Consider the following 24,165-nt stretch of genomic DNA (forward strand, 5'->3'; position numbering starts at 1 on the left):
GGCTCCGCTTCACCGAGAAGCAGGGCCAGTACCTCGCCTTCATCTGGGCCTATGCTCAGATCCATCGACGTCCGCCGGCCGAGGCCGACATGCAACGTCACTTCGAGGTCACCGCCCCTAGCGTCCACCAGATGGTGATCACCCTCGAACGCTCAGGCCTGATCCGCAGGACGCCCGGCTCCGCAAGAAGCATCCAGTTGCTCGTGCCCCCGGAGACGCTCCCCGTCCTGCGGGCCCCTCAACCGGTCAACATCACTGTGCAGCGGTACTAGGCCATTTCGACGTCGAGCAGATAGACATACTGCTGGCCCGAGTGAAGATCCCGCTCGATCATGCCGCCCTGAGGCCGGTCGCGAGGATAGGAGATCTTGATCATGTTCAGCGCCGCCACCGGGTAGATGGACACAAGGGCTGGCTCGGTCTGGTAGATCTCCGCCAAGGCCTGCGGCCTGATAGCGGGATTGTCGTGGTACTTCCGGAAGTTCTCCTCGCCGTCGAAGAACAAGTCGATTGTGACCCAGAAGGGTCCGGCCACCTTGGACCGAACGTGCCGGCAGACCTCACGTAGCTTAGGCATTCGCGCTCTCCCGCGCCGGATCAGCGAAGTCGCCGAACCATCGCGTCCGGACCAACTCAAGAGGGTCGTCCACCTCAACGACATGGTTGAGCCTGAATTCGAAGACTTGGCCCCGCGGAATGTCGGCCGGCGTGAATGCGAAGCCGTAGCTCGGCAGCTCTACCCCCTCGAACAGGGGCATGTGGAAGAAGTACGGATTGCAGGCCTTGGCCATCTGGTTGGCGAGATCCTGAGTGTCGGCGGTGATTACGCACAAGACGCCGACCTCACGGGGCGGCGGCGCGTCCTTTGGTACGGGACGGCCCGACACGGCGTTCCAACCATAGATCCGCAAGGAGATGTCGAAACTGCCGGCCTTCTCGCCCATGGTCCGCTCGACCCGGCGGACCAGCGTGTGGCGCATCTTGTCGTGGAAGAGATCGAGGTTGCTCAGCACCGCCGGGTCGGTGATGCCGATCATCATCAGCGTCTGGAATTGTCCGACCGAGGCGCCCTCCAGCTTCATCGTGTAGGGCTGCGGCTCCCAGACCGACCCCCTCACCCGCACCTTGGTATCGGTAACCTGGGCGTACTGCGCCGCCGTCACGTCGAGGATGCCCCCGGGTTCGGTCAGGCGGAACGGATTGCTGTTCTCATAGAGCATGTGCGCCGAGACGCTGTGCACCGTGCAGGCGTTCCCCTCCATCAGCGGCTCGACTTCGAATCCATCCCTGTCGATCGTCAGGAAGACGCCGCTTCCGTGGGTCGACCTGGCTGTGCACTGGCTGCCGCATTCGCCGGTCTTGCCGGCATGCCAGGAAGGACCGATCGGCGCGCCCTTCCATAATGGGAACGCCGCCAAGACGGCCGTGTCGGTGCTCCGGCCGCCGACGATGATGTCCGCGCCGGCCTCGAGCGCGGCTATGTAGGGCTCGGGGCCCATGAGGGCGACGATGTGACGGCAGCTGTCGATCGTTTCGTCCGCCAGGTCGCCGAGCGGCGGCAACGGCTTGACCCGGCCCTGTGCATTCCGGGCACGGACGACCTCGCACGACAGCTCGGAATAGAGCGCGGCGATCCGGGGGCGGTAGCCAATTTCGCGGGCGACCTCCAGGACGATCTCCACGGTCCAGTCGACATTCATGTCACCGCCGGCCTGCCCCGCCGTCCCGATGATCAGCGGAATCCCCGCCTCGTGCTGCGCCGTCATCAGGAGGCGAAGGTCCGTCTTGACCGCGTCCCTGCTGTTCTTCGACGTGCCGGTGGCGAGATACGCGGCTCCGCTGTCAGTGGAGCCCGCGTCCATGGCCATGACCTCCGCGCCGCGCTTCAACGCCGCGGCGAGCTCATCGGACCGCACGCCGCCGCCGAGCTGGCCCACCGGGACGAAGAGCCTGACGCTCGTGAATTCGGATGGGGTCTGCATACCGCCCACCATAGTCAGGCCTCGGCTTCTGGTGTTCATACATTTCCTTGGCCCCATCGATGACGACTGGGCCGAGCCTCGGCAACCTCGAAACAGCCCCCTCAGGCCCCAATGAGTCGGTCAGTAGCGGCCCCATCGGCGAACTATTTGACGGGTCAGGCAAACGCCTCGCCTCACGCACCAAGAGACCTCGCCAATGTCCGGCCCCGGGGTAAGCAGCGGGATTTTGCGCGCTGACGAGGTGGCGGCTCGTCGTAAGGAAACTTGGCCACAGCACCCAAAGGCGACATCGTGACCCGATGCATTCCAGCCTGCCTACGGTCCTTGCCGCCATGCTGCTCGGCGCGGCCGCCGCGACCCCGATGCCCGCCCTCAGCCAAGAATGGCCAAGTCCGCACGTGACCAACACCGATGAGGCGAAGGTCGGGACCTATGTTCTTCCTGATCCGCTGATCTCAGCGCGAGGCGCCCCGGTCAGAACCGCACGGCAGTGGCCATCGCGGCGACGCGAGATCTTGGCGCTAGCACAGGACAATCAGTTCGGGCGAACGCCGACAACGGCGTTTCGCACTCGGTTCGAGGTTTGGGAGCGCGACGCCGCGGGTCTGGGCGGCCAGTCCCGGCGCAGCCAGATACGGATCCGGTTTTCCGACGACCCCGGCGCGCCCGTCCTCCACGTCCTGCTGCACGTGCCCGCGCACGCCAGTCGGCCCCCGCCCGTGGTCCTCAGCCTTAGCTTTGAGCCCAACATCATGACCTTGGGCGAGCCCGGCGTGGAGGAGGCCACCGGATGGGACCTGCGGACCCACCAGAAAGTCGTCGGCTCGAAGGCCACGCCCATCGGTCACGTGGACATCGCCGCCCTGGTCCGCAGGGGCTATGCGGTCGCTTCGATCTACTATGGCGACATCGAGCCCGACTTCGACGGCGGCGTGGCCTTCGGAGTGCGACCACTTCTGGCAGCGGCCGCGCCGCGCGGACCGCACGACTGGGGAGCCATCGGCGCCTGGGCGTGGGGTGCATCACGCGTCCTCGACTACCTGCTGACCGATCCGGAGGTCGACGGGCGTCGCACGGCGATCCTTGGCGCTTCACGGCTGGGCAAGGCCGCACTATGGGCCGGCGCGCAGGATGAACGCTTTGCCATGGTAATCCCCGTGATCTCGGGTGAGGGCGGCGCCGCGCTCAGCCGCCGGGACTTCGGCGAGACGATCGGCGACCTCGTCGCCCCCGGTCGCTACGCCTACTGGTTCGCCCCCCGATACAAGGACTTCGCCGCCGACCCACGAACGTTGCCGCTCGATTCGCACATGCTGCTGGCCCTGGTCGCGCCGCGTCCGCTGCTACTGGTGAACGGCTCGAGCGACACGTGGTCCGACCCCACCGGGGAGTGGCTTGCGGCCCAGGCGGCGACGCCGGTTTACAGGCTGCTGGGTCGCAAGGGGGTTCCGGCGCAGCGTCCGGCCATCGGCGAACTGGCCGGCAAGGATCTGGCGGTTGTGACTCATGATGGCGGGCACACACTGCTGGCGCGCGACCTCGACTTGATTGCCGATGTCATGGATGCTGAGCTGCGTGCAGGCCGCAAGTGAAGGCAGGCAAGGTGGGGGCAGGGCCGCCCCGGTTCTTGGTTTGGACGAGATGGGGCGAACCGCGCGACGCAGCGAAGGGCGCGCGCTCTGACGAGCGCGGAAGGGAAATCACAATGAGCGGCTCGGCTTTCCGTCTCGCTGCCGATATCGAAGCGTCTCTGGAGCTTGTGGCCAAACGCTGCGACGACCCGACACCCCAGGTCTACGCGCGCCTGTTCGCCGAGCACCCGCGGATGGAGGTCCACTTCTGGCGGGACACCAGCGGTGCGGTGAAGGGCGAGATGCTGTCGCGGACCTTCGACGCCATCCTCGATTTCATCGGCGCGCGTCGCTACGCCGATCACATGATCGGGACGGAGATGGTGACGCACGAGGGCTACGACATCCCTCGGGAAGTCTTCGCCACCTTCTTCGGTGTTGTCCGTGACGCGGTGAAGGAGATCCTGGGGTCGGACTGGTCGCCAGGGTTCGAGCGGGCCTGGAGCGACCTGCTGGCCGAGATAGACCACGTCGTCCAGGTCACCCCGAGGAGTGACGTGTCGAGCCCGTTCCACAAGCAGCGCGTGGCGGAATTCGAAGCCCGGGCGACGGTGCCGCAGCGCCCGTGAACCTGATCAACACCCCGGATGATCCGGAACCCGGCCAACGCCGCAGCGTCACGCGGCCGCGAGCATGGCTGCTCCGAAGAGCAGCGCCAGCGTCAGGAGAGATAGGCCAGCGGCCGGCCATTGCCGAAGCCCGCCGTCGATCCGCTCGACCAGTCCCCCCAAGGCAAGGGCCGCTTGTCGAACGGGACCTACGAGCGCCGCGGTAGTCTTGCCGTACGATAGGGAGACGAGCCGGTCACTCCAGCGGCCCAGCAGGATCGCCAGCACGGCGCCGCCTGCGATTGGGAGTAGGGCCTTAGGTAGAGCCTCGAGGGAGAGCGAGCTCGCACTGGCCTCTGGCGGGAGCGGGAGATACGGCCCCCAAGGAAAAAGCCCGAGTAACAGCGAGCAGAGGGCGAGCACGAGCGTCGCGGCTTCCCGCCCGGAGGCAGCCGTGGCGCGTAGTTCGACCGGCTCGTCCGCAGGCGCGAACGCATGGATGAGCACCAGCCAGAGGTAGGCGCTCGTAAAGAACCCGCCGGCCTGGATCACGAGCCCCCACCACCATTGCCCGGTCTCCGAAGCTGCCTGGAGCAGCAGCTCTTTCGCAAGATTGGCGCCGCTCGGGGGCACGCCGATCAGCGCCAGCCCGGCAATGGCGAAGGCGATCACGCTCATGGGCGCCGCCCGCGCAATTCCGCCCAACCCCGCAATGCGATCACGGCCTAGGGCCGCGTAGATCAAACCTGCCGCCATGAACATGGCGGCCTTCGCGGTGGCATGGGAAATCGCCTGCAGCAGGCCGCCGGCCAAAGCCCCGCCCCGCTCGATCCGCCCGGTATCGGGCCTGAAGGCCAGAGGAAACATGAGGAAGAGGTAGCCGATCTGCGCCAGCGTCGAGTAGGCGATCAAGAGCTTCAATCGCTCCTGGCGCAGGGCAACGATGCTTCCGACCACGATGGCGGCCGCGCCCAGGCCGCCGAGCAGTTGAGCGGCGGCGACACCCGGCAGCGCCGGCATCACGTCGAACCAGATCCGGATGACGATGAAGAAGGACCCCTTTACCACCAGCGCGGAGAGGACTGCGCTTCCGGCGGCCGGCGCGCCGGCGTGCGCCGGCGGCAGCCACAGGTGCAACGGGAAGAGCGCGGTCTTGGCGAGCAGGCCAACTGTCATCAGCGCCGCTGCGATCAGCGTCGCCGGCTCGGCTTGCATCCGCTGCGACAGGAGCGAGATATCGAGTGTGCCGTAGACGCCGTAGATGAGCCCCGTGCCCACCAAATAGAGGATCGAGCCGAGCAGCGCGAAGACCAGGTAGCGTAGCGCAGCCTGGAAAGTCTCCCCTCGCCCGTCGAGGCAGACCAGCGGCATCGCGGCGAAGGTCAGTAGCTCGAGCGCGACATAAAGGGTGAAAAGATCGCCCGCGACGAAGACCGTGTTGAGGGCGGCCCAGACCGCCAGCAGAAGAATCCAGAAGGCGAACGGCGCGCGGGTCTCGACCTCGGCTGCCGGAACCTGGAAGTCCGTGCCTGCAAACAAGGCGACGGCGCAGACCACCACGGCCGTCGTCAACATCATGACCGCCGACAAGCCGTCCGCGCGCAACGCCACGCCGAGCGGCGGCGACCAGCCGCCGAGCAGATAGACGAGCGGCCCGCCCTGTCGCAGGGCGAGCGCAATCGCGGCCGCAACGGCAAACCCCAGCGGCAGGGTCGCGAAGGCCACGCGTCGGACGTTGCGTCCGCCGGCCGCGAAAGCCACCAGGGCCCCGACCACGGGCGTCATAATCGACAGAACGAGCAGGAACCCGGACATCGTCGTCACGCCGTCCAGGTTCACCGCTGCGAACGGCATCAGCCTGGGCTCGTGTCGCTGGCTGTGCTCGGTGGCGCGCTTGCCCGCAGCGTGGCCGAGCCGGTGGCCTGGAAGAACCGCAACAGCAACGCGACCGCCAGGGCCGTGGCGGAAAACGCCACGACGATGCCGGTGATGACCAGCGCCTGCGGCGCCGGGTCGGAGCCCAATCCCGCCACCGCGCCCCTTCGCGCCACGACGCCGAAGATCAGGAAAGTCCCGCTTCCGACGAGATTGAAGGCGACGATTTTGCGAAGCGGTTGGGGGCTGGTGATCAGGCCATAGAGGCCCAGTCCTATGACAACGGCCCCGCATACCCCAAACACCGTTGCCGAGCTCATGGCTCGGCGCTCCGTTCAGGCGCCCCTGCCAGCAGAAGGCCCAGCGTCACCGCGATCGTCAGCGTCATCGCGACCTCGATCCCCAGGATCAGCGGCTTGGCGTAGGCCTGCGGATAGGCAAGGAACGCCGCGCCGAACCAGAGCCCCCCCAGACCGACAGTCAGGAATATCGCCGGACCGGCGACCAGCACGAGCCGAAGCCGGCGGCTGCTGATGCGTGGGGTGTCCATGAGACCCGCCATCGTGACCAGCAGCCACATCGCCGCAAGTATCGTGCCGCCCTGGAAGGCCCCGCCCGGATGGTCGGCTCCATTCCAAAGCATGTAGACGCCCACGACGATGCCGACCGGCGCCAGGAGCCGGGCCAGAAAAGCCAGCACGCCGCGCGGGTCGGCCTGGTGGCGCAGCCCCGGATTCCCGCCCCAGCGGTTGTCGGGCGCCAGCGACCAGATGCCGACCAGCGCCAGCAGGAGAACGACCTTTTCCAGCACGGTGTCCATCGCGCGGAAGGCCATCAGCACATTGGTGACGGGATTGGCCATGCCGGTCGCCGCTGCGTTTGCAGCCGCAGCCGGCGCAAGCGTAGGGGCGGGAACGGGGAGGAGCAGTACGGCGGCGGCGATCGCCGCGGCGACCAACGCCGAGAGCATCGCGGCGGCCACGCAAACCGCTGGCCCCGGGCGTTCCGCCTTGGCCTGCGCCTCTGTGGCCCTGAGCCGTGCGGCCGCGCCCAGCAGCAGCACGCCGCCCAGGCCTCCGATTGCGGCCTCGGCCAGCGCCACGTCGACGGCGTCGAGAGCCACCCAGATCAACGCCAGCAACAGCCCGTAGGCGACATAGCTGACGACCGCCGCCGAGGTCTCGGGCGCTGCGATCGCCCATATCGCCACGCCCAGAACCACGGCGGCGAGCACCAGCTCAAGCGCAGTCTGGAAGCTCACAAGGGTGGTCCTGGCATGTGCGCCGCGGAGCTTTCGCGCCGGTCGGTCGCGCGCACCGTGTGGGCGATGAGCTGCGAGATCGTCGCCCCGGACAGCAGCACAAGCAGCCAGATGCAGATCAATTCAAGCCCGGCGCGCAGACTTCCGGCCTGCGGCAGCAACCCGATCACCACGAGGCCCAACCCCAGATTGTCCGCCTTGGTGAGCGCGTGCAGTCGCGTCAGTGTGTCGGGGAAGCGAAGCAGACCGACGGACCCGGCCAGAAAGAAGAACGCGCCGCCCGAGACGGAGACGATCGTCACGATATCAAGCAGGCGGCTCATTCCTCCGTCGATCCAGCGTCATCGGATTCCAGGCGGGACAAGCCCTTCTTCACGAAAGCTATGGAAGCGAAGGTGGCCAGGAGTGCGAGCGTCAACGCCACATCGATCGTCGCGGCCACCCTCGCTATCGCCCCAAGCAGCAGGATCGAGGCGATGCCCGCGGTGCCGACCAGTTGCGCCGCCATCATGCGGTCGGCGTCTCTGGGGCCGCGCAGGATACGGACCAGGCCGAGCGCCAGCAGCGCAAGGATCAAGCCAAGGGAGGCGCTCAGGAAGTCGGTCATCTTGGCGCCCCGGCGATATTGAGCGCGCGCGACAGCGCCGCTTCCTCGCCGGCGAGTTGCGATACGACCGGCTGGTCGACGTCGAGGCAGTGGTACAGAAGCTGGCCTCCCTCATCGGCAGCCGGAACCGTGCCCGGCAGCAAGCTGGTGAGGGTCGTGAAAGTGTTACGCGCCGCACCTGGCTGAAGACCGACGCGATAGGCCACAAAGCCGGGCCGCATCGGCAGCCGCGGGTCGAGCGCGCGCCTTGCGACGTCCAGGCCCGCAACGACGGATTCTCCGAGGAAGCGCCCGGCGAGGCAGGCGAGGCCCAGAACAGAAGCCCGATAACCACTTGGCGGCAGGAGGCGAAGGCTGGCCCAGGTCGCCGCGACGACCGCGACGACGGCGGCTGGAAGGTCGGCGACATCGGCGCCGGCAAGCACGAGCCAGAGACCGAGGAACCAAGCCGCTCGCCAGATTGCGGGGCCCAGGCCGACTGAGCCCCTGTGGTCTCGTCTTCCCGGCGAGGTCATGGCGGATCCTCAGCAACGCGCCAGGGCGCTAACGCCGGCCGAAAAGCTCAAGCGTCGTTCGCATGCTGCCGCCGCTGTTGACGCGCCGATAGGTGAAGTCGACGCGCCGGACGTCGCCGTTGCGGTTGCGCAGCCTGATCGTGTTGGAACGCATGTTCGGGCGTACCCGCGTATTCATCGGGATGCGCTCACGCCCGCCCCGGGTGAACGAAACTTCGATGTTCGTCAGGAAGAGTTCGCCGCCGCGGGTGCGGAAACTCAGCGCATTGATGGGGCCCCACGTGCGCGTGACCATGATGCTGTCCCGACTGGACGTCCAACTGATGTTGCGCGTGCCCATCAGGACCCACCCGGCTTGCGCGGTGGCAAGGGGCGGCGCGACGGCCCAGGACACCAACCCGGCTGCGATAAAGCTTCGACGATCCATCGCCTCACTCCGTATTGTTCCAACGCCGTGCCGTTCAGTTTAGCGGATCGAGCCTGAGCATTCCCTAGAGTGAACACCCCACTCGCGAGTCGTTTTCAATTGCGCTGAGCACCGGTAGCGGATGGCCATGGTCAGGCGGCTCCGCCGCCCAGGGCGATGTAGAGCGCCACTCCGTTCTGAAGCGCCGCAGCGCGCAGCAGGATCAGCTGCTGCTCAGCCGTGAACAGGTTGCGCTCTGCATCCAGGACCTCGAGATAAACCGAAATGCCGCTTGCGTAACGGAGCTCGGCGGTATCGGCGAGATCGCGCTGCACGGCGACGGCGCGCTCCTGGGCCTCGATCTGCTCCTGCAGGCGACGGCGCCCGACCAGCCCGTCGGAGACTTCGCGGAACGCCTCCTGGACGGTGCGCTGATAGTTGGCGACCAGTTCGTCGCGGCGCGCCCGCGTCTGGGCGACCAGCGCGCGGCGGCGGCCGAAATCGAATAACGGCAGCGCGGCGGCAGCGGCGTATGACCAGGCATGCGACGATCCAACGAAGAGACTGCTGAGCTCCGGAGAGATGTAGCCGGCCGAACCGGTGAGCGCGATAAATGGGAGGTAGGTCGCGCGCGCGGCGCCGATGTTGGCGTTGGCCCCGCGCAGCTGCTCCTCAGCGGCCAACACGTCAGGCCGGTTCACCAGCAGCGACGACGGCAGACCGGGAACCAGGGCCGCGAACTGGCCGGAGTCGGCAATGCCACGGCCGGGCGGCGGCGGCCCGGCCATGGGGCCGCCGACCAGCACCAACAGGAGATTTCGCTGCTGCTCGGTGGTGCGCTGCAGGTCGGCCAGTTGCGTCTCGGCCTGGGTGACCAGGACCGAAGCCTGATCGAAGTCGACCGTTGACGTGACGCCCGCGTCAAGCCGCTGCCTCGCGATTTCCTGCGCATGGCGACGGATCACTACCGTGCGCTCGGAGAGATCAATCCCCTCCTCGCCCGACCGGATCGCGTAGTAGACGCTGGCCACGTTGGCGATCAGCGCCAGCTCAAATGCTCGCTGCGCCTCCACCGTCGCCAGGTATTGCCGGCGGGCCGCCTCGCTGAGGTTCGCCAGCCGGCCCCAGAAATCCAGCTCAAACGCAGTGACCCCGATCTGGGCGGTGTAGAGATCGGAGGTGACCGCGCCGGCCGGGGTCGGCGTGCGCGCCTGGGCCGCCGAAGCCGAGATGTCCACCTGCGGCAGCCGTTGAGCGTTCTGGATCCGGTACTGGGCGCGAGCCTGTTCGATGCGCGCCGTCGCCTGCGCCAGGTCGCGGTTGTTCTGCAGAGCTGCAGCGATGTCGGCCTTGAGCTGCGGATCGCCGAAGAAGTTACGCCAGGAGACATCGGTAGCCAGGCGACCACCTGCGGCCTGGGGCTCGGAATAGGCGCTATAGATCGGGGCGGCCGGCCGCTCGTAGGTCGGAGCGAGGTTGCAACCGCCGAGCAGCAAGGTGATCAGAAGCGGCCAGCCGCGCATGCTAACCCCCTTCCGCCTCGCCCACCGGCCCTCCGCCGACAGGCTGCGGCGCCTCCAGCCCCCCCTCGCCACGCATTCCACCCAGCCACCGGCGGGCAGCCACGAAGAACAACGGCGTGAAGAAGATGCCGAAGAAGGTCGCGCTGAGCATGCTGCCCATCACCCCTGTGCCGACCGCCTGTCGGCTGGCCGCCCCTGCGCCCGAGGCGAAAACCAGCGGCAGCATGCCGATCACGAAGGTGAGGCTGGTCATCAGGATCGGCCGCAGCCGCTGCTCGGCGGCCTGCCGCGTGGCCACCAGGGTGGGCGTGCCCTGCGCCTCCTCGTCGATCGCGAACTGGACGATCAGGATCGCATTCTTCGCCGCCAGACCGATGATCGTCACAAGGCCGACGTTGAAATAGATGTCCGCCGACATCCCGCGAACCATGGTCAGCACAACGGCGCCGATCACGCCCAGCGGCACGACCATCAATATGGCCAGCGGCAGGGCCCAGCTCTCATAGAGCGCCGCCAGCAGCAGAAAGGTGACGATCACCGACAGTCCGAGCAGCGCGCCGATCTGCCCCCCCGCCTGCCTCTCTTCGAATGCGGTGCCCGTCCACTCGAAGCCGTAGCCTGTCGGTAAGACCTGGTGGGCGATCCGCTCCATCTCGTGCAGCGCATCGCCGCTGGAACGGCCTGGGGCCGCCTGGCCGGACAGGGTGACCGACGGGAAGCCGTTGTAGCGCTCCAGCTGCTGCGGGCCGGCGGTCCAGTGCATCGTCGTGAACGCGCTGAACGGCACCATCTCGCCTCGGTCGTTGCGTGTTCGAAGCGAAGCGACGTCCTCCGCCCGCATGCGCTGCGATGCGTCGCCCTGTACGAATACCCTCAGCACATTGCCTTCGTGCACGAAGTCGTTGGCGTAGGCCGAGCCGAAGACAATGCTTAGCGCCTGGTTCACCTGGCCGATCTGCAAGCCGAGGGCGCGAGCCTTGATGCGGTCGACTTCGACATAGAGCTGCGGCGTCGGCGGCAAGCTCTCCAGCCGCACGCCGGCAAGGTTCGGACTCTTCGCGGCTTGCACCAACATCGCCTGGCCGGCCTGGACCAGTCCTGATCCCTCGCCTGCCCGGTCCTGCACCATCATCGAAAAGCCGGTGGCGTTGCCGAGCGACTGGATCGGCGGCGGCTCCAGCGCGAATACGGTCGCCTGCGGTATCGTAAAGAACGCCCGGTTGGCGCGTTGGACCAGGGCGCTGGCGGAATCGTCGCGACCCAGGCGCTTGGCCCACGGATAGAGGTCGACGAACGACATCGCAACCGACTGGCCCTGGCCGAAGAAGCTGAAGCCGACCACGGTGACCACGTTGCGAACCTGTGGCTGCTTGCGCAGAAAGGCCTCAGCCTGGGCGACCGCCGCTTCGGTCCGCTGCATCGACGCACCGGGAGCGGCGTTATAGGCCACGAAGAAATAGCCTTGGTCCTCGTTCGGCAGGAAACCGCCCGGCAGGCGCATGAACAACAGCACGACGACGACGCAGAACGCGGCGAAGCCACCCAGCCAGAGCAAGGGCGCGGCCAACATGGCGTCGACGCCTCTCAGGTAGCGCGCGGTGCTGCGCTCCATGAAGGTGTTGAAGCCGCCGAAGAACCTGCCCAGCAGGTTCGGCCGGCGCGTGGCATCTGCCGCGGACGGAGCGCGCAAGAGGCTGCCGCACAAGGCCGGAGCCAGCGTCAACGACAGGATCGTCGAGACGACGATCGCCACCGTCAGGGTGATCGAGAATTGCCGATAGATCCCGCCGCTTGAGCCGGGAAAGAAGGCCATCGGCGCGAAGACCGCCATCAGCACCAGCGTCGTGGCGACGATCGCCACGGTGATCTGGCCCATCGCCTTTACCGTGGCCTCGCGTGGCGACAGCCCCTCGTCACGCATGATCCGCTCGACGTTCTCGACAATGACGATGGCGTCGTCGTTTAGGATCCCGATCGCCACGACCATCGCAAACAGCGACAGCAGGTTGATCGAGAGCCCGAAGAGAAACAGGCCGAGGCACGCGCCGAGCAAGGCGATCGGCACGATCAGTGTCGGCACAACGGTGGTGCGCCAGCGTTGCAGGAACAGGAACACCACGATCGAGACCAGCACCATCGTCTCGACCATGGTTTCGAGCACATTCCTCACCGAGGCGGTGATGAAGGGCGTGGTGTCGAACGGAATCGTCCACGTTATGTCCGGGGGAAAGCCCGACTGCAGCTCCTTCATCCGCGCAACCACCGCCTGCGCGGTGGAAAGAGCGCTGGCCCCTGTGGCCAGCTGGACCCCGAGGACGGCTGTCTCTGCGCCATTCAGCGTGCCGCGAAAGCCGTAGCTGTCCTGCCCGAGCTCGACCCGCGCCACGTCGCCGAGCCGCACCGTCGAGCCGTCGGGCCTGGAGGCGACGATGATGTCGCGAAACTGCTGGGCGCTGGAGAACCGGCTCTGAGTGATGATCTGGGCGTTGAACTCCGAGCCGGGCGCGATCGGCTGCGCGCCAAGACTGCCGCCGGCGGTCTGGCTGTTCTGTTCGCGAATCGCGGCCAACACCTCGGCGGGCGACAGGCCGAATCCGGCAAGCCGGTCGCGATCCAGCCAGATGCGCATGGCGTATGGCGAGCCGAACAGCAGGACATCGCCGACCCCCCGCACCCGGCGCAGTTCGTCAACGAGATTGTTGGAGGCGAAATTGTCCATATCGAGCGCAGAGGAGGAGCCGGTCTTCGACTTCAGCGCGATCACCATCAGGAAGCCGGCCGACGAGGCGGTCACGCGTACGCCGAGTTGCCGCACCTCCTGGGGCAGCCGCGGCTCAGCCCGGCCCAACCTGTCCTGCACCTGCGAGCGGGCGACCTCGAGGTCGGTGCCGGGCCGGAACGTTACAGTGATCTGCGCAGTGCCGTTCGCGCGGCTGACCGCTGACATGTAGAGGAAGTTGTCGACCCCGTTCATCTCGCGCTCGATGATCGAGGTCACCGTGCGGTCGAGTGTGGCCGCGTCGGCGCCGGGGAACGTCGCGGCGACATTCACGGAAGGGGGCGCGATGTTGGGATAGGTTTCGACGGGCAGGTTTCGAAGCGCGATCCCCCCGAAAAGCAGGGCGAACAGCGCGACCACCCAGGCGAAGACCGGGTGATAGACGAAGAAGCGGTTCATCCCGTCGTATCCGAGGAAGCCCCAGGGAGTGACCCCGGCGGGACGGGGCGAGGCGTGACCCTCTGGCCGGGCTGAACCCTCTGCCAGCCGTCAACGATGAGCTTGTCTCCAGGCTTCAGACCGGAGCGCACCACCCATTCACCGTCGTGGCGGCCACCAAGCGTGACGATCCGCCGAGCTGCGAGATCGTCTGGGGTGACGATCATCACACTCGCCTCGTCGGCGCCGATCGCGATGGCGCGTTCGGGGATCGCGACGCCGTTGGCAACGACGCCAGCCAAGACCGTGCCGCGGACAAACTGGCCGGGGAGAAGTTCGCGTTTAGGGTTGGAAAACTCCGCTCGCAGCACTTGGCTGCCGGTAGATGGCTGGACGGCCAGGTCGGCGAAGTTCAGGTGTCCGACGAGGCCGAAGTCCTGGCCATTCTCCTTGACCAATCGCACCTCAATGTTCCGCAGATTGGGAAGCTGGACCTCTCCACGGCGGACCTGTTGCGTCAGGTCCAGCAGATCGCTGCTCGACTTGGTGAAGACCGCATAGATTGGCGAAAGCTGGTCGACCTGGGCCATCAGCGTCGCACCCGCGCCGCTCACCAACGCGCCCTCGCTCACCTGCGCGCGGCCAACCCGGCCTGCGATGGGTGCGCGGACGGTCGCGTAGCCGACCCGCAGTTTCGCCCGGTCGACGGCGCCTTGGGCATCCAGGATCGCAGCGTCGGCTTGGCGCAGGTTCGATTGGGCGGACTCGAACTCCAGGTCACTGATCGCCTTGCGGCCGACCAGCATCGAGAAGCGCTTCATGACCTCGGCTGCGTTCGTCCTGGCCGCCTGGGCGCGTATCAGGTTCGCCTGCGCCTGCTGCAGCTGGGCGCGCACGTCGGCCGGGTCGATCTGGAACAGTGGCGCGCCGGCCTTGACGTCAGCGCCTTCGACATAGAGGCGGCGTTCCACGATCCCGTCGATCCGCGCCCGGACCTCGGCCGATCGCACCGCCTCGATACGGCCCGGCAACTCGACCGCATTCGGCACGGGGCGCGCGACAACCGTGATGACCTGGACAGGCGGCGCTGGTGGAACGGCCGCCTGCTCATTGGGTCCGCACCCCGTCAGGAGCAAGAGACCAAACGCGACGCACCCCGCAGTGGCCGCACCCAGAGCGATCCTGCTTGAAATCGCTGCCATTATCGCTCTCACGATTGCCGGAGGAGCGAAGCCGACTAAGCGCTGGATGCATATCGGGTGGAGTACGGAGGTGCGTCTCCTCACCTGATTGGCGGGCCCGGGCCAAGCCCTGCGGCCTTGGTTTTCGTCGGCGACGGTCCCTACGCGGCGAGCCGCAGGATCAATCCGTGGCCCCAAATCCGGGCTCGTCCTGCGGCCACGCCGGCAGCCCCGCCAACGGCGTCGAGCGGCCTTCCGCGAGGTCGCTCTGGACCGCTCGCTCCATAAAGCCACGCCAGATCTGCGCCGGCAGCCCGCCGCCGCCGACCCCGACCATCGGCGCGGCATCGTCGTTTCCTACCCAGACCCCGACCACCAGATCCCCGGCGAATCCGATAAACCATGCATCCCGGTTGTTCTGGGTGGTCCCGGTCTTGCCGAATACCGGATAGGGCAGAGCCCCTCCCAGACCGGCCCCCTGCTCAGCCGCCGCGTTGAGGAGAGCAAGAAGGTGGCGCTGTTCGCGAAGCGGGCGCCTTTCCTCGGCCGGGGGACGCCCATTCTGAAGCCCGGTCGGATTAATCGGATAGGCGCCGGCCGCCACGGCCGCGTAGGCCGCTGTCATGTCGAGGAGCGTGACCTCGTTCGACCCCAGCGCCAGGCTCGGCACGGTCTTCAGGTTGCCGGAAACGCCAAGGTCGTGGGCTGCTCGCACCACCTCGTCGCGCCCGACGAGTTCCGAGATCCTCACTGCGGCGACATTGCTTGAATGGGCAAAGGCGTCCCGAAACGTGATCACGCCCTGGTAGCGGCCGCCGGCGTTTTCCGGTCGCCAGTTTCCCACGGCCACCGGCTCATCGGCGACAAGAGTCTCGGGCGTGGCGCCTTGCCTGAGCGCGGCCAGATAGACGAACAGCTTGAACGATGAGCCGGGTTGGCGATGGGACTGAACGGCACGATTGAACTGGCTGGCCGAGTAGTCGCGGCCTCCAACCATGGCCACGACCGTCCCGTCGGGTCGCATGGCGACGAGCGCGGCCTGGCTCGCATTCCCGCGCCGGCCGCTCGCCTGCAACACGCCCGCGACCGCCTGCTCCGCATCGGCCTGAAGCTTCAGATCCAGGGTGGTCCGGACTGCGATCTCGCCATGGCCCGAGACCTCACCAACTTCAGCTTGCCCGGCGACCCAGTCGCGGAAGAACTCGCCGCCGGGCGTCACCTGCCGGTCGAACACAAGCTGCGCAGGTGGAGCGTTCCTTGCCTGTGACGCATCGATGGCGCCGCTATCGGCCATGGCCGCCAGGACAAGTCGCTCGCGCGCCTGGGCCGCGGCCAGATCATGGCTGGGGGCGAGCGCTGACGGGGCCTTCACAAGGCCCGCAAGCATCGCGGCCTCACTCAACGAAAGGTCTTCGGGGGCCTTGTCAAAATAAGTCCTCGCGGCCGCGCGAAGCCCATAGGCTCCATTGCCGAAATAGGCGGTGCTGAGGTAGCGCGAAAGGATCTCGTTCTTCGTTAGCCGCAACTCAAGCGCCAGGGCCACCAGGCCTTCGCGAAGCTTTCGTCCATAACTCCGCTCATCTCCGACGTAGGTCTTCGCGAGCTGCTGGGTGATGGTGCTGCCACCTTGCATCACCCGCCCGCGCGAGAGGTTCACCAGGGCCGCTCGGCCCGTGCCCACCGGGTCCATGCCGAAGTGCGTGTAGAAGTGGCGATCCTCCACGGCGACAAAGGCTGCGCTCACGAACGGGGGGAGTGCGGCTGCGTCCACCGGGGCTCCCTTGTAGGCGCCGCGGCGAGAAAAGGGGGTCCCATCGGCGGCAAGAAAGACCATTGCGGGTCTGGATGACCCAGCCGAAGGCTGGTCGAGCGGCAGGCTCCAAGCCATCCAGGCCACGCACACCGCCGCGATCGCGCAGACTGCGACGACGGCGGGCAATGCACGTCGGACGCGGCCCGCTGCTCGGGAATTCTGACGAAGGTTGGCGGCGCCCATGCGACCCTCGAGCTTGGCCGCCAGTTTGGCGCAGACCATTCGGGAAGGGCTCGATTGCCGCTCGAAGCAAGCGGTTGTTGGTCCTTAAGACGTCAAAAGCGAGACCGTGGCCGCCCCCGCTGTGGAGCCGGGCGGGAATGGGGGCTTTTGGGGTGTTGACCCGATTTACTCGCGCGACTGTCCATCGTTACGTCGCGCGGGGCCTTAGGAGGACGCCCAATGAAGTCCCTGGTTGGAGCCGCGGCAATCTCGATCTGCCTGATCGGCGTCTCGGCCTGTGCGCCGACGCAGACGTCCTCGTCCTTCTCCTCTTCGGAATCTATGAGGGCGCAGCCCGTCAGCTTTGGGCAAGTGATCAACGTGCGGTCCGTTGACATCCGCCCGGGCCAGACCCGGCTCGGCATGGCCACAGGCGCGGTCCTGGGCGGTATCGCGGGCAGCCAGATCGGCGGCGGCACGGCGTCCAACGTCGCCGGCGGCGTCGCCGGCGCGGTCGCGGGCGGTGCGCTGGGGAGTGCGATCCAGGGGTCGCGGGTCACGCGGGGCATCGAGGTGACGCTGAGACTGGAAGGCGATAATCGCACGGTCGCCATCATTCAGCCCGGCGACATGAGGGATTTCCGGATCGGCGATCGGGTGCGTTTGATCGGCAACGCAGACAACGCGCGCGTCGCCCACTGAGCGCCCGAGCGGGCGGGATCAGATCTGGATCGCGCCGCTTGCCGGTCCATAGACGCCGAATGCGGCGCCCAGGGCCAGTACGCCCAGCACGACCAGTTCGACCGTCGTGAACACCGGCTTCTTCTGCTCGCGCATGGTCTGCACGAAGAAGACGGTGGCGGGGAGGTAGAGCAGAGCCGACAGCATTCCGTAGCCTGCGACCATCAGAAATCAGGATCATGGCGCTGGTCATCTTCAGGGCCATGACGAAGGCGTACTCTGAGAACCAGGATTTAACATCTTCCCCCGGCTGAAGCCGGGGGATTTCCCAGGGAGGAAATCCACTGAGGAGTTCGCGCTTCATCGGGCGCCTGACGGCCACCCTCCACGTGCATCATCGCCTCGAATCTACAGGCGTCACCGTGCTGTTCAACCCCGGAGAAGCGGCCGCCGGCCGCGCTCGCTTACCTCCCCGCCCGGAAGGACGGGGTTACTCGCGAGGGACTCGATGATCAGGAAGAGCTGGATGACGATGTTGCTCAGCCAAAGGGCGGCGGCGGGTGCGCCGGCGGCGTTGTTCCTTCCACCGACCGGACCCGTCGCATTCCCGAAAGTCCGAGGAAGCGAAAAGATGCCTGCCCCCACCATCGAACCGACCACCATGGCGGTGAGTGTCGGCAGCGACATCTTCTGCACGGTCTGCATTCCCGGCCCGGCTTTCAGGCGCGTGACCGCGTAGAACACGCGCGCCACCTCAGACCCCCGTTTTGCGATTCAGGCGTCGGGGACCGGCTCCCCGCTGCCAATCAGGCCAAAACCCGAGAGCGACCTTGGCCGTGAATAGCGCAGAAAAACGAACCTTTAGGGGGTCTCCGGAAGCGGCTCCCCATCGTTCGAAAGGAGGATAGCGACCCATCGCAACCGCCTGGTCCCCGCCAGCTGATAGATCAGCGCGAGGGTGAGCGGCACGGCCAGGAAGGCTCCGGGCAGGCCCCAGACAATGCTCCAAGCGCCGACCGCCATGAGGCTGGCGCAAGGATCGATGTTCTGGGTCGAGGCCTGCAGTTTCGGCAAAACCAGGTTGCCCACGACGAACGCGACGGCCTGAATACCGACGAAGATAATCGCGCTCGGCCATGGCGACGAAAACTGGAGCAAAGCGAACAGAGCCGGTCCGATGCTGCCGATCGCCACCCCGAGGAATGGGATGAAGGACAGCATGAAAAACGCGATCGCCCAGAGAACCCAGTGGTCCAGCCCCACCGAGAACATGATGAGGCCCGATGCCCCGGCGTTCATCAGCCCGGTGACGGTCTGGATCCAGAGGTAGGTCTCGACGCCCCGGACCGACCGCTCCAGAACCAGGGTTGATTGGCCCTCGCGGCCGCCCAAGGCAAGGCGGAGCCGGCGTCCGATCAACTCCCACGACACGAGCTGGAAGATTACGAAGAGCGCCGTGAGCACCAGGCCGGAGAAGGCGCTGCTGAGGCCGCCCAGCATCCATGACGCGACTTCACGCGCATTCAGGTTTCCGAACAGCACATCGACCGTCAACGGTTCTTCGAGGCCGACCCGGTGACTGACGGCGGTGAGCAACCCGTTGAGGCGTTCAAGCAGCAACGGCAGTTCATCGCGCAGTCCGGCCACGCCTGGAAGCACCACGCCGCCGGCCGCGAAAAGCAGCCCCAGCGCGGCCACACCTGCGATCAACGCGACCGCGCGCTTGTTCGCCCTGGGCCAGACGGACACGACGGCGCGCAGGAACGCCTGGATCAGAACGGTGATCACCAAGGCGAAGGCGAAGGGCCACAGGATCGCTCTGAAGACATGCAGCAACAAGACGGCGGCCGCCGTCCCGATGAGGGCCCAGGCCACGGTGTCGTCCGAACGCGAGGTATCACTCAAGCTGGCCCCCGTTTTTGCCTGCGCGCCGAGCCCGACGCCTTGCGGCACCCGGGCAAGCGCGCATAGCGCCAGGTCGAAGGCGAACGGCTCACGGTGGGGACGGAAAGGTCAGGGCTCACAAGCCTCCTGGGCATCGGTCTGCTACCCGCGCCGCGCAAAGGAGGCCCGGGCGATCTCTGTCGCCAGCATCCGCCCGGGCCCATTGCCTTGGCGCCGAAGCGCCGCCGCAGGTTCCGCCAAGCCGGGAGACGCCCGGCGGGATTTCCAACGCTGTCCCAAGCTCCCAGCTCAGACAATCAGGCGTTCACCTGAGCCGCACGACGCCATGGGGGGACATCTCGGCTCTAGGTCTGCGCAGGACCTGTCTCAGGCGATCACCCGATAGATGGACCTCCGCCGTCGTGTTGAGTTGATTAGGCGTTCGGAACGGCAAATGCAGATTTGCGGGGCACAAATCACGCGGGGCAGCCGGCGCCGAGCGCCGAGACCGGGGATCTGCAAAGGACCATCGGGCGCCTGTTCCGCAGCTCGTGAGAGCCTCGCAGTATCGCGCTGGATCTGATCGATGAAGTTCGGCTTGCCTTCGTTCGCGATCCTCCTGAGCTTCGTCCTGCTGAGCGCATGCGCAACGATTTCACGCCCGGAGAACGGTCTGGCTGCGCCGGGCTCGGCCCTTCACATGGTGGATCCGCGTCTCAAGGCAGACGCCATGGAGGCGGACTTCACGCACCGGATGCAGACGGCGACCGAGCCCTTCAGCCTCCTTTCGCTCTCGGGCGGCGGCGCCAATGGCGCATTCGGAGCCGGGGTGATCGTCGGCTGGACGGAGACTGGCAAGCGTCCGGAGTTCTCGATCGTCACAGGCGTCAGCACCGGTGCGTTGGCCGCTCCCTTCGCCTTCCTGGGGCCGGAGTGGAACGAGAGGCTGAAGGTCGCCTACACCCGGGGCGGGGCGGAGGGCTTGCTGAGTTGGCGCCACCTGTCCTTCCTGGTCTCTCCAAGTCTCTATAGCGCTCGACAGCTGAAGGACCTGGTCTACCAAAACATCACGCCCGACCTTTTACGGGCCGTGGCGGTCGAGCATGCCAAGGGTCGGCGGCTCCTGGTGGCGACCACCAATCTCGACACCCAGGAGACCACGATCTGGGACATGGGGCTGTTGGCTACACAGGGCGACGCCCCTGCCCTGGCGCTCTTCTGCAAGATACTGCTGGCGTCTTCGAGCATACCCGGCGTGTTCCCGCCGGTTTTCATCGTCGCTTCGGGAAACGATGGCCGCCTCGTCCAACAGATGCACGTCGACGGTGGGGTGAATGCGCCCTTCCTGGCTGTTCCTGAGGATCTCGTGCTCTGGACGAGCCCGCACAGTCCCCCGCCGGGCAGCACGATCTACATCCTGATAAACGGGGTGCTGGAACGTGAGACCTCGATCACGCCGGGCAGCTTCCGGGGGATCCTGATCCGAACGCTTTCGAGCGCAGGAAACGCGTCAAACCGCGTGCATATCGCGTCCAATGCAGCCTTCGCGGCGAGGAACGGCATGGATGTGGAGCTCTCCGTCATCCCGAGGGGGACGCCCGGCGGCACCTTGAACTTCAGCACCGAAGCGATGTCTGCCTCGTTCGAAGCGGGACGACAGCGCGCTCTGGCCGGCACGGCTTGGGCGCCGATCAGGTCCGGGCAGGTATTCGTCAACGGTGACGTGACGGCTCCCGCGCCGAGCCGGTGATGTCCAGGACGGGGGCGCTCGCAGAGGAGCCGGGACCGCGCCGGGATTGAGGGCCTGCGCGCAAGGGGCTCGGGGTATGGCCCGATGCCCGACGCGGGGCGTTTGGGGGAATTTGGATCTGTCGGCAAGAACAGCTACGGGGGACATGCCAATGTCACGCCAGCCGAACGTTCTGCGCGGCCCCGTGTTGGGTCGCTCCACAGTATCGCCGGCGATCCTTGCGATCGCGCTGATTGTCGTCGGCATCTTTGTGTTGGCTGACGCCGCGATGGTCGCGCGCTTCAGCGCCGCGCTCGTCGGAGGCGCCGCGATTATCGTCGGCGGTTTCGAGCTCCTGCACGGGATTTCGCAAAGACCCTGGACCCGCGCCGCGCCGCGGTGCGTGCTCGGCGTCATCTACTTAGCTTTTGGCCTGGGACTCTTGCGTCATGAAGAGGTCAGGACACTGGTGCTCACCGACGCCCTCGGCCTGCTGCTGATCGTCTCGGGTGGCATCCGGGTCGCACTTGGCGCCGGACGCGCGCCGGGCGCGCGATGGCTTCTCCCATCGGGCCTGGTTGGTCTCGCAGCAGGCTTGAGCATCCTCTTCGCCTGGCCTGGGTCTGGCGCGCGCTGGATCAGCCTTGCGCTCGGCGCCGACCTTCTTGTTCACGGGCTGGCCTGGGCGATGGTCGCGTTGGCCAGGCAAAATCGGGGAGCCGGCTAAGCGGCTCAGCGCATCATGGGCGCCGTTCGGATCGCTTCGCACGCCTGGCGACCTCGCGTCTTCAGACCGAGGCGATCGAGATCGTTTGCCCAACGTCGGCAAAATCGCATCTGGCTATGGACGCTCGCCAACCACGCCGTTTGCGAGCGACCTGCGGACGCCTCACCCCGCGATCTGCGAGCCGCCCGCAGGTCCCTGAGCGCTCAGGTAAACGCCTGATCGTGGCCGATTTCCTCCAGGGGTATGCTCCGCAGGCGGACATCTGGGATGGCCGCTGACAGGGGCAGAGAGACATGGCTGCTGGAACAATGTCGGACGCCGAAAGGGTCCAGAGCGTACGCCGCCGCGCCCACGCCCAGGTCGCGGTTGACGGCTCGGACGCCCTACTAGGCGAGCAGCGGTTCTTCGACGAATTCACCAAGGATCGGCCCAGCCTCGCCGAGCGCCTGGAGGCGGGCAGGACCCTGCGCAAGTCGGTCCCGCGTTCGGCCCATTCTGCTTATGCGCCGGACCCGCAACGGCCAGACCCGGTCGCAGTCCTGATCGAGCAGAACAAGACCCGGATTCAAGCCCTTGTCCCGATCAGGAACGCGAGGATGCTGGTCTCGCCCTTCTCCTTCTTGAGGGGGGCCGCTGCGATCATGGCGCGAGACCTCTGGCACACCCCGTCTACCGGACTCCTGGTCGCGGCTTGCGGAGACATGCACGTCTCCAATTTTGGGCTCTTCGGCTCAGCTGAAAGGAACCTTGTCTTCGCGATCAACGACTTCGACGAGGTCCATCCCGGGCCGTGGGAATGGGATTTGAAGCGCCTCGCCGCCAGTATCGCCTTGGTGGCGACGTCGCTTGGCGGCAACCGTCGGGATGCCGAGACGTCGGTCCGCCGAGCCGTGGAAATCTACCGCCAACGCATCGCGCGGTATGCCCAGATGGCCTACCTGGAAACCTGGTACGACTGCATCGACGAGCGTTCCGTCCTCGCAGTCCTTCCTCCGGCGCTGAGGCGCGGGGCTGAAGAGAACATGGACAAAGCCAGGGCCAAAGGTCGCCTCCAGTCCCTCGACAGGCTGACCGAAGAAGTGGGCGGCGAGCACAGGATCATTGAAGACATCCCCCTCATCGTCCGAGAAGAGCACCTGGAGTCAGGCGTCCCATTAAAGGAAGCGCTGGAGGTGATGTTGCGAACCTACGTCGCCTCGCTGCCCGAGGACCGCAGGCGTCTGTTCTCCCGCTACCGGATCGTCGACGCCGCGCGAAAGACGGTCGGCGTTGGAAGCGTCGGAACCGGATGCTGGGTCATCCTTCTTCAAGGGCTCGATTCGGAAGACCCGCTGTTCCTCCAGGCCAAACAGGCGACCCAATCCGTCCTCGCCCCCTTCACCCCGACACCCCTTCACTTCAAGAACCAAGGGCAGCGGGTGGTGGTCGGCCAGCGTCTGACCCAGGGTTCGCCCGATATCTTCCTTGGCTGGGGTAACGTCGACGGGACCGACTTCTACGTGCGCCAGCTTGCCGACATGAAGGGCGGCGTGAAGTTCACCGACGGCGATCGCTCTGCCCTGGCCGGCCTTCCGGAATATTGCGGCCTCTGCGGATGGGCGCTCGCGCTGGCGCACGCGAAGTCCGGCGACCCGGCAATGATCGCCGGCTACTGCGGAAAGAGTTCGGCGCTGGACGAGGCCATCGCCAAATTCGCCATGGCCTATATGGAGCAGACCGAACTCGACCACGCCGCACTCGTCGAGGCCGCGCGCAAAGGGCGGATTTCCGTCAGCCAACCCGAATAGGGTCGAGTGACCTAGCGGCTCTTGAGGAGGTCGCGGATTTCCGTCAGCAGCGCCTCGGTCGGCGTGGGCGCCGGGGGCGGAGCCGCCGCCTCTTGCCGCTTCAGACTATTCACCGCCTTGACCAGCAGGAAGATCACGAACGCAACGATCAGGAAGTTTATGATCGTGTTGATAAACGCGCCGTAGGCGACCGACACCTCGGCCGTCTTGGCCGCCAGGTCCGCGGGCTTCAGCACGTACTTCATTTGAGAAAAATCGATCCCGCCGGTGGCCAGGCCAATGGGCGGCATGACGACCTGCTCAACCAGACTTTTCACGACGGCCCCGAACGCCGCACCGATAATCACGCCGACGGCGAGATCGACCACATTGCCGCGAGCGATGAACTCCCGAAATTCCTTGAACATCAGCCTGCCCTTTCTCGGTTGCCGGCGCGCGAGCCTCGGCGCTGCTGTCGCAAGCGTCAACGTTGGCCGCCGCCTTGACCGCGCGGCTCAGACCGGGATCGATGGGCGAACCAGAAAACCCCGAGGGGGGAGAGACCATGCCTAGACTGATAGCCGCCATCGGGCTCCTGGCGATGGCCACGCCCGCCTTCGCCGGAACGCTCGAGGAAGTGACCACCCACGGCATCATCCTGATCATCGGGGACATGCAGATCCCCGTCACCTACACGCCGGACCACAAGTTCACGGC

24 protein-coding genes are annotated in these 24,165 nt (G+C 66.5%); 7 read left to right on the top strand and 17 right to left on the bottom strand.

Annotation, left to right across the window (positions count from 1 at the left end):
• A partial coding sequence (locus tag VGI62_RS05615; protein WP_331503415.1) for a MarR family transcriptional regulator occupies positions 1-272 on the top strand: 272 nt, incomplete at its 5' end.
• Here the strand turns inward: VGI62_RS05615 and VGI62_RS05620 are convergent.
• A complete protein-coding gene (locus VGI62_RS05620; RefSeq protein ID WP_331503416.1) occupies positions 269-577 on the bottom strand; it encodes a DUF4387 domain-containing protein in 309 nt (102 codons plus the stop codon). The genes VGI62_RS05615 and VGI62_RS05620 overlap by 4 nt on opposite strands.
• Positions 570-2,021: an acyclic terpene utilization AtuA family protein gene (locus tag VGI62_RS05625; protein WP_331503417.1), complete on the bottom strand. Its 1,452-nt coding sequence runs from the start codon at positions 2,019-2,021 to the stop codon at positions 570-572. Before VGI62_RS05625 ends, VGI62_RS05620 begins: the two co-directional genes overlap by 8 nt.
• Positions 2,022-2,281: 260 nt before the next feature.
• Here VGI62_RS05625 and VGI62_RS05630 point away from each other — a divergent pair, with 260 nt between their 5' ends.
• On the top strand, positions 2,282-3,574 hold the full coding sequence (locus tag VGI62_RS05630; RefSeq protein WP_331503418.1) for a hypothetical protein: 1,293 nt from the start codon (positions 2,282-2,284) through the stop codon (positions 3,572-3,574).
• Positions 3,575-3,687: 113 nt separating this feature from the next.
• On the top strand, positions 3,688-4,182 hold the full coding sequence (locus tag VGI62_RS05635; protein WP_331503419.1) for a globin: 495 nt from the start codon (positions 3,688-3,690) through the stop codon (positions 4,180-4,182).
• Between the two features lie 48 nt (positions 4,183-4,230).
• Here VGI62_RS05635 and VGI62_RS05640 read toward each other — a convergent pair whose 3' ends face one another.
• The 11 genes from VGI62_RS05640 to VGI62_RS05690 form a co-directional block, all read right to left on the bottom strand.
• Positions 4,231-6,015, bottom strand: coding sequence for a complex I subunit 5 family protein (locus VGI62_RS05640; protein ID WP_331503420.1), 1,785 nt, complete (start codon positions 6,013-6,015; stop codon positions 4,231-4,233).
• Positions 6,015-6,356 (bottom strand): NADH-quinone oxidoreductase subunit K, encoded by a 342-nt coding sequence (locus tag VGI62_RS05645; protein ID WP_331503421.1) that lies wholly within the window; start codon positions 6,354-6,356, stop codon positions 6,015-6,017. Before VGI62_RS05645 ends, VGI62_RS05640 begins: the two co-directional genes overlap by 1 nt.
• A complete protein-coding gene (locus VGI62_RS05650; RefSeq protein ID WP_331503422.1) occupies positions 6,353-7,297 on the bottom strand; it encodes an MnhB domain-containing protein in 945 nt (314 codons plus the stop codon). The genes VGI62_RS05645 and VGI62_RS05650 overlap by 4 nt, the downstream gene beginning before the upstream one ends.
• The gene (locus tag VGI62_RS05655; protein WP_331503423.1) at positions 7,294-7,620 is read right to left on the bottom strand and encodes a monovalent cation/H(+) antiporter subunit G; all 327 of its coding nucleotides are present in this window, start codon (positions 7,618-7,620) and stop codon (positions 7,294-7,296) included. The genes VGI62_RS05650 and VGI62_RS05655 overlap by 4 nt, the downstream gene beginning before the upstream one ends.
• On the bottom strand, positions 7,617-7,904 hold the full coding sequence (locus VGI62_RS05660; RefSeq protein WP_331503424.1) for a monovalent cation/H+ antiporter complex subunit F: 288 nt from the start codon (positions 7,902-7,904) through the stop codon (positions 7,617-7,619). Before VGI62_RS05660 ends, VGI62_RS05655 begins: the two co-directional genes overlap by 4 nt.
• Positions 7,901-8,419: a Na+/H+ antiporter subunit E gene (locus VGI62_RS05665; RefSeq protein WP_331503425.1), complete on the bottom strand. Its 519-nt coding sequence runs from the start codon at positions 8,417-8,419 to the stop codon at positions 7,901-7,903. Before VGI62_RS05665 ends, VGI62_RS05660 begins: the two co-directional genes overlap by 4 nt.
• Positions 8,420-8,447: 28 nt before the next feature.
• Complete coding sequence (locus VGI62_RS05670) at positions 8,448-8,846, bottom strand: hypothetical protein (protein ID WP_331503426.1); 399 nt, start codon at positions 8,844-8,846, stop codon at positions 8,448-8,450.
• A 131-nt stretch (positions 8,847-8,977) separates the two neighbouring features.
• Positions 8,978-10,348: an efflux transporter outer membrane subunit gene (locus tag VGI62_RS05675; RefSeq protein ID WP_331503427.1), complete on the bottom strand. Its 1,371-nt coding sequence runs from the start codon at positions 10,346-10,348 to the stop codon at positions 8,978-8,980.
• A gap of 1 nt (position 10,349) precedes the next feature.
• Positions 10,350-13,526 (bottom strand): multidrug efflux RND transporter permease subunit, encoded by a 3,177-nt coding sequence (locus VGI62_RS05680; RefSeq protein WP_331503428.1) that lies wholly within the window; start codon positions 13,524-13,526, stop codon positions 10,350-10,352.
• Positions 13,523-14,707, bottom strand: coding sequence for an efflux RND transporter periplasmic adaptor subunit (locus tag VGI62_RS05685; RefSeq protein ID WP_331503429.1), 1,185 nt, complete (start codon positions 14,705-14,707; stop codon positions 13,523-13,525). Before VGI62_RS05685 ends, VGI62_RS05680 begins: the two co-directional genes overlap by 4 nt.
• A 160-nt stretch (positions 14,708-14,867) precedes the next feature.
• Positions 14,868-16,721 carry a transglycosylase domain-containing protein gene (locus VGI62_RS05690; protein ID WP_331503430.1) on the bottom strand — a complete coding sequence of 618 codons (1,854 nt, stop codon included), beginning with the start codon at positions 16,719-16,721 and terminating at the stop codon, positions 14,868-14,870.
• 180 nt (positions 16,722-16,901) lie between these two features.
• Between VGI62_RS05690 and VGI62_RS05695 the strand changes: the two genes are divergently transcribed.
• The gene (locus tag VGI62_RS05695; RefSeq protein ID WP_331503431.1) at positions 16,902-17,363 is read left to right on the top strand and encodes a glycine zipper 2TM domain-containing protein; all 462 of its coding nucleotides are present in this window, start codon (positions 16,902-16,904) and stop codon (positions 17,361-17,363) included.
• Positions 17,364-17,381: 18 nt separating this feature from the next.
• Here the strand turns inward: VGI62_RS05695 and VGI62_RS05700 are convergent, their stop codons facing one another.
• The 3 genes from VGI62_RS05700 to VGI62_RS05710 all read right to left on the bottom strand — a co-directional run bounded on the left by VGI62_RS05700 (position 17,382) and on the right by VGI62_RS05710 (position 19,247).
• Positions 17,382-17,567: a hypothetical protein gene (locus tag VGI62_RS05700; RefSeq protein ID WP_331503432.1), complete on the bottom strand. Its 186-nt coding sequence runs from the start codon at positions 17,565-17,567 to the stop codon at positions 17,382-17,384.
• Positions 17,568-17,771: 204 nt separating this feature from the next.
• Entirely contained in the window at positions 17,772-18,086 is a 315-nt protein-coding gene (locus tag VGI62_RS05705; RefSeq protein WP_331503433.1) for a hypothetical protein, read from the bottom strand.
• Between the two features lie 117 nt (positions 18,087-18,203).
• A complete protein-coding gene (locus VGI62_RS05710) occupies positions 18,204-19,247 on the bottom strand; it encodes an AI-2E family transporter (RefSeq protein WP_331503434.1) in 1,044 nt (347 codons plus the stop codon).
• 565 nt (positions 19,248-19,812) lie between these two features.
• Here VGI62_RS05710 and VGI62_RS05715 point away from each other — a divergent pair.
• The 3 genes from VGI62_RS05715 (at position 19,813) to VGI62_RS05725 (ending at position 23,469) form a co-directional block, all read left to right on the top strand.
• A complete protein-coding gene (locus VGI62_RS05715) occupies positions 19,813-20,976 on the top strand; it encodes a patatin-like phospholipase family protein (RefSeq protein ID WP_331503435.1) in 1,164 nt (387 codons plus the stop codon).
• 151 nt (positions 20,977-21,127) lie between these two features.
• Positions 21,128-21,682: an HdeD family acid-resistance protein gene (locus tag VGI62_RS05720; RefSeq protein WP_331503436.1), complete on the top strand. Its 555-nt coding sequence runs from the start codon at positions 21,128-21,130 to the stop codon at positions 21,680-21,682.
• A 293-nt stretch (positions 21,683-21,975) separates the two neighbouring features.
• A complete protein-coding gene (locus tag VGI62_RS05725) occupies positions 21,976-23,469 on the top strand; it encodes a DUF2252 domain-containing protein (RefSeq protein WP_331503437.1) in 1,494 nt (497 codons plus the stop codon).
• Between the two features lie 11 nt (positions 23,470-23,480).
• On the opposite strand, the gene mscL is transcribed toward VGI62_RS05725, so the two are convergent.
• Positions 23,481-23,876, bottom strand: coding sequence for a large-conductance mechanosensitive channel protein MscL (gene mscL / locus VGI62_RS05730; protein WP_331503438.1), 396 nt, complete (start codon positions 23,874-23,876; stop codon positions 23,481-23,483).
• Positions 23,877-24,165: the final 289 nt, after the last annotated feature.

This window comes from Phenylobacterium sp. (assembly GCF_036495085.1).
Taxonomy (GTDB): Bacteria; Pseudomonadota; Alphaproteobacteria; order Caulobacterales; family Caulobacteraceae; genus Phenylobacterium.

Coding starts and splice junctions, on each gene's coding strand:
- VGI62_RS05620 (WP_331503416.1), bottom strand. CDS start 577: ATGCCTAAGCTACGTGAGGTCTGCCGGCACGTTCGGTCCAAGGTGGCC.
- VGI62_RS05625 (WP_331503417.1), bottom strand. CDS start 2,021: ATGAACACCAGAAGCCGAGGCCTGACTATGGTGGGCGGTATGCAGACC.
- VGI62_RS05630 (WP_331503418.1), top strand. CDS start 2,282: ATGCATTCCAGCCTGCCTACGGTCCTTGCCGCCATGCTGCTCGGCGCG.
- VGI62_RS05635 (WP_331503419.1), top strand. CDS start 3,688: ATGAGCGGCTCGGCTTTCCGTCTCGCTGCCGATATCGAAGCGTCTCTG.
- VGI62_RS05640 (WP_331503420.1), bottom strand. CDS start 6,015: ATGCCGTTCGCAGCGGTGAACCTGGACGGCGTGACGACGATGTCCGGG.
- VGI62_RS05645 (WP_331503421.1), bottom strand. CDS start 6,356: ATGAGCTCGGCAACGGTGTTTGGGGTATGCGGGGCCGTTGTCATAGGA.
- VGI62_RS05655 (WP_331503423.1), bottom strand. CDS start 7,620: ATGAGCCGCCTGCTTGATATCGTGACGATCGTCTCCGTCTCGGGCGGC.
- VGI62_RS05660 (WP_331503424.1), bottom strand. CDS start 7,904: ATGACCGACTTCCTGAGCGCCTCCCTTGGCTTGATCCTTGCGCTGCTG.
- VGI62_RS05665 (WP_331503425.1), bottom strand. CDS start 8,419: ATGACCTCGCCGGGAAGACGAGACCACAGGGGCTCAGTCGGCCTGGGC.
- VGI62_RS05670 (WP_331503426.1), bottom strand. CDS start 8,846: ATGGATCGTCGAAGCTTTATCGCAGCCGGGTTGGTGTCCTGGGCCGTC.
- VGI62_RS05675 (WP_331503427.1), bottom strand. CDS start 10,348: ATGCGCGGCTGGCCGCTTCTGATCACCTTGCTGCTCGGCGGTTGCAAC.
- VGI62_RS05680 (WP_331503428.1), bottom strand. CDS start 13,526: ATGAACCGCTTCTTCGTCTATCACCCGGTCTTCGCCTGGGTGGTCGCG.
- VGI62_RS05685 (WP_331503429.1), bottom strand. CDS start 14,707: ATGGCAGCGATTTCAAGCAGGATCGCTCTGGGTGCGGCCACTGCGGGG.
- VGI62_RS05690 (WP_331503430.1), bottom strand. CDS start 16,721: ATGGTCTGCGCCAAACTGGCGGCCAAGCTCGAGGGTCGCATGGGCGCC.
- VGI62_RS05695 (WP_331503431.1), top strand. CDS start 16,902: ATGAAGTCCCTGGTTGGAGCCGCGGCAATCTCGATCTGCCTGATCGGC.
- VGI62_RS05700 (WP_331503432.1), bottom strand. CDS start 17,567: ATGGTCGCAGGCTACGGAATGCTGTCGGCTCTGCTCTACCTCCCCGCC.
- VGI62_RS05715 (WP_331503435.1), top strand. CDS start 19,813: ATGAAGTTCGGCTTGCCTTCGTTCGCGATCCTCCTGAGCTTCGTCCTG.
- VGI62_RS05720 (WP_331503436.1), top strand. CDS start 21,128: ATGTCACGCCAGCCGAACGTTCTGCGCGGCCCCGTGTTGGGTCGCTCC.
- VGI62_RS05725 (WP_331503437.1), top strand. CDS start 21,976: ATGGCTGCTGGAACAATGTCGGACGCCGAAAGGGTCCAGAGCGTACGC.
- mscL (WP_331503438.1), bottom strand. CDS start 23,876: ATGTTCAAGGAATTTCGGGAGTTCATCGCTCGCGGCAATGTGGTCGAT.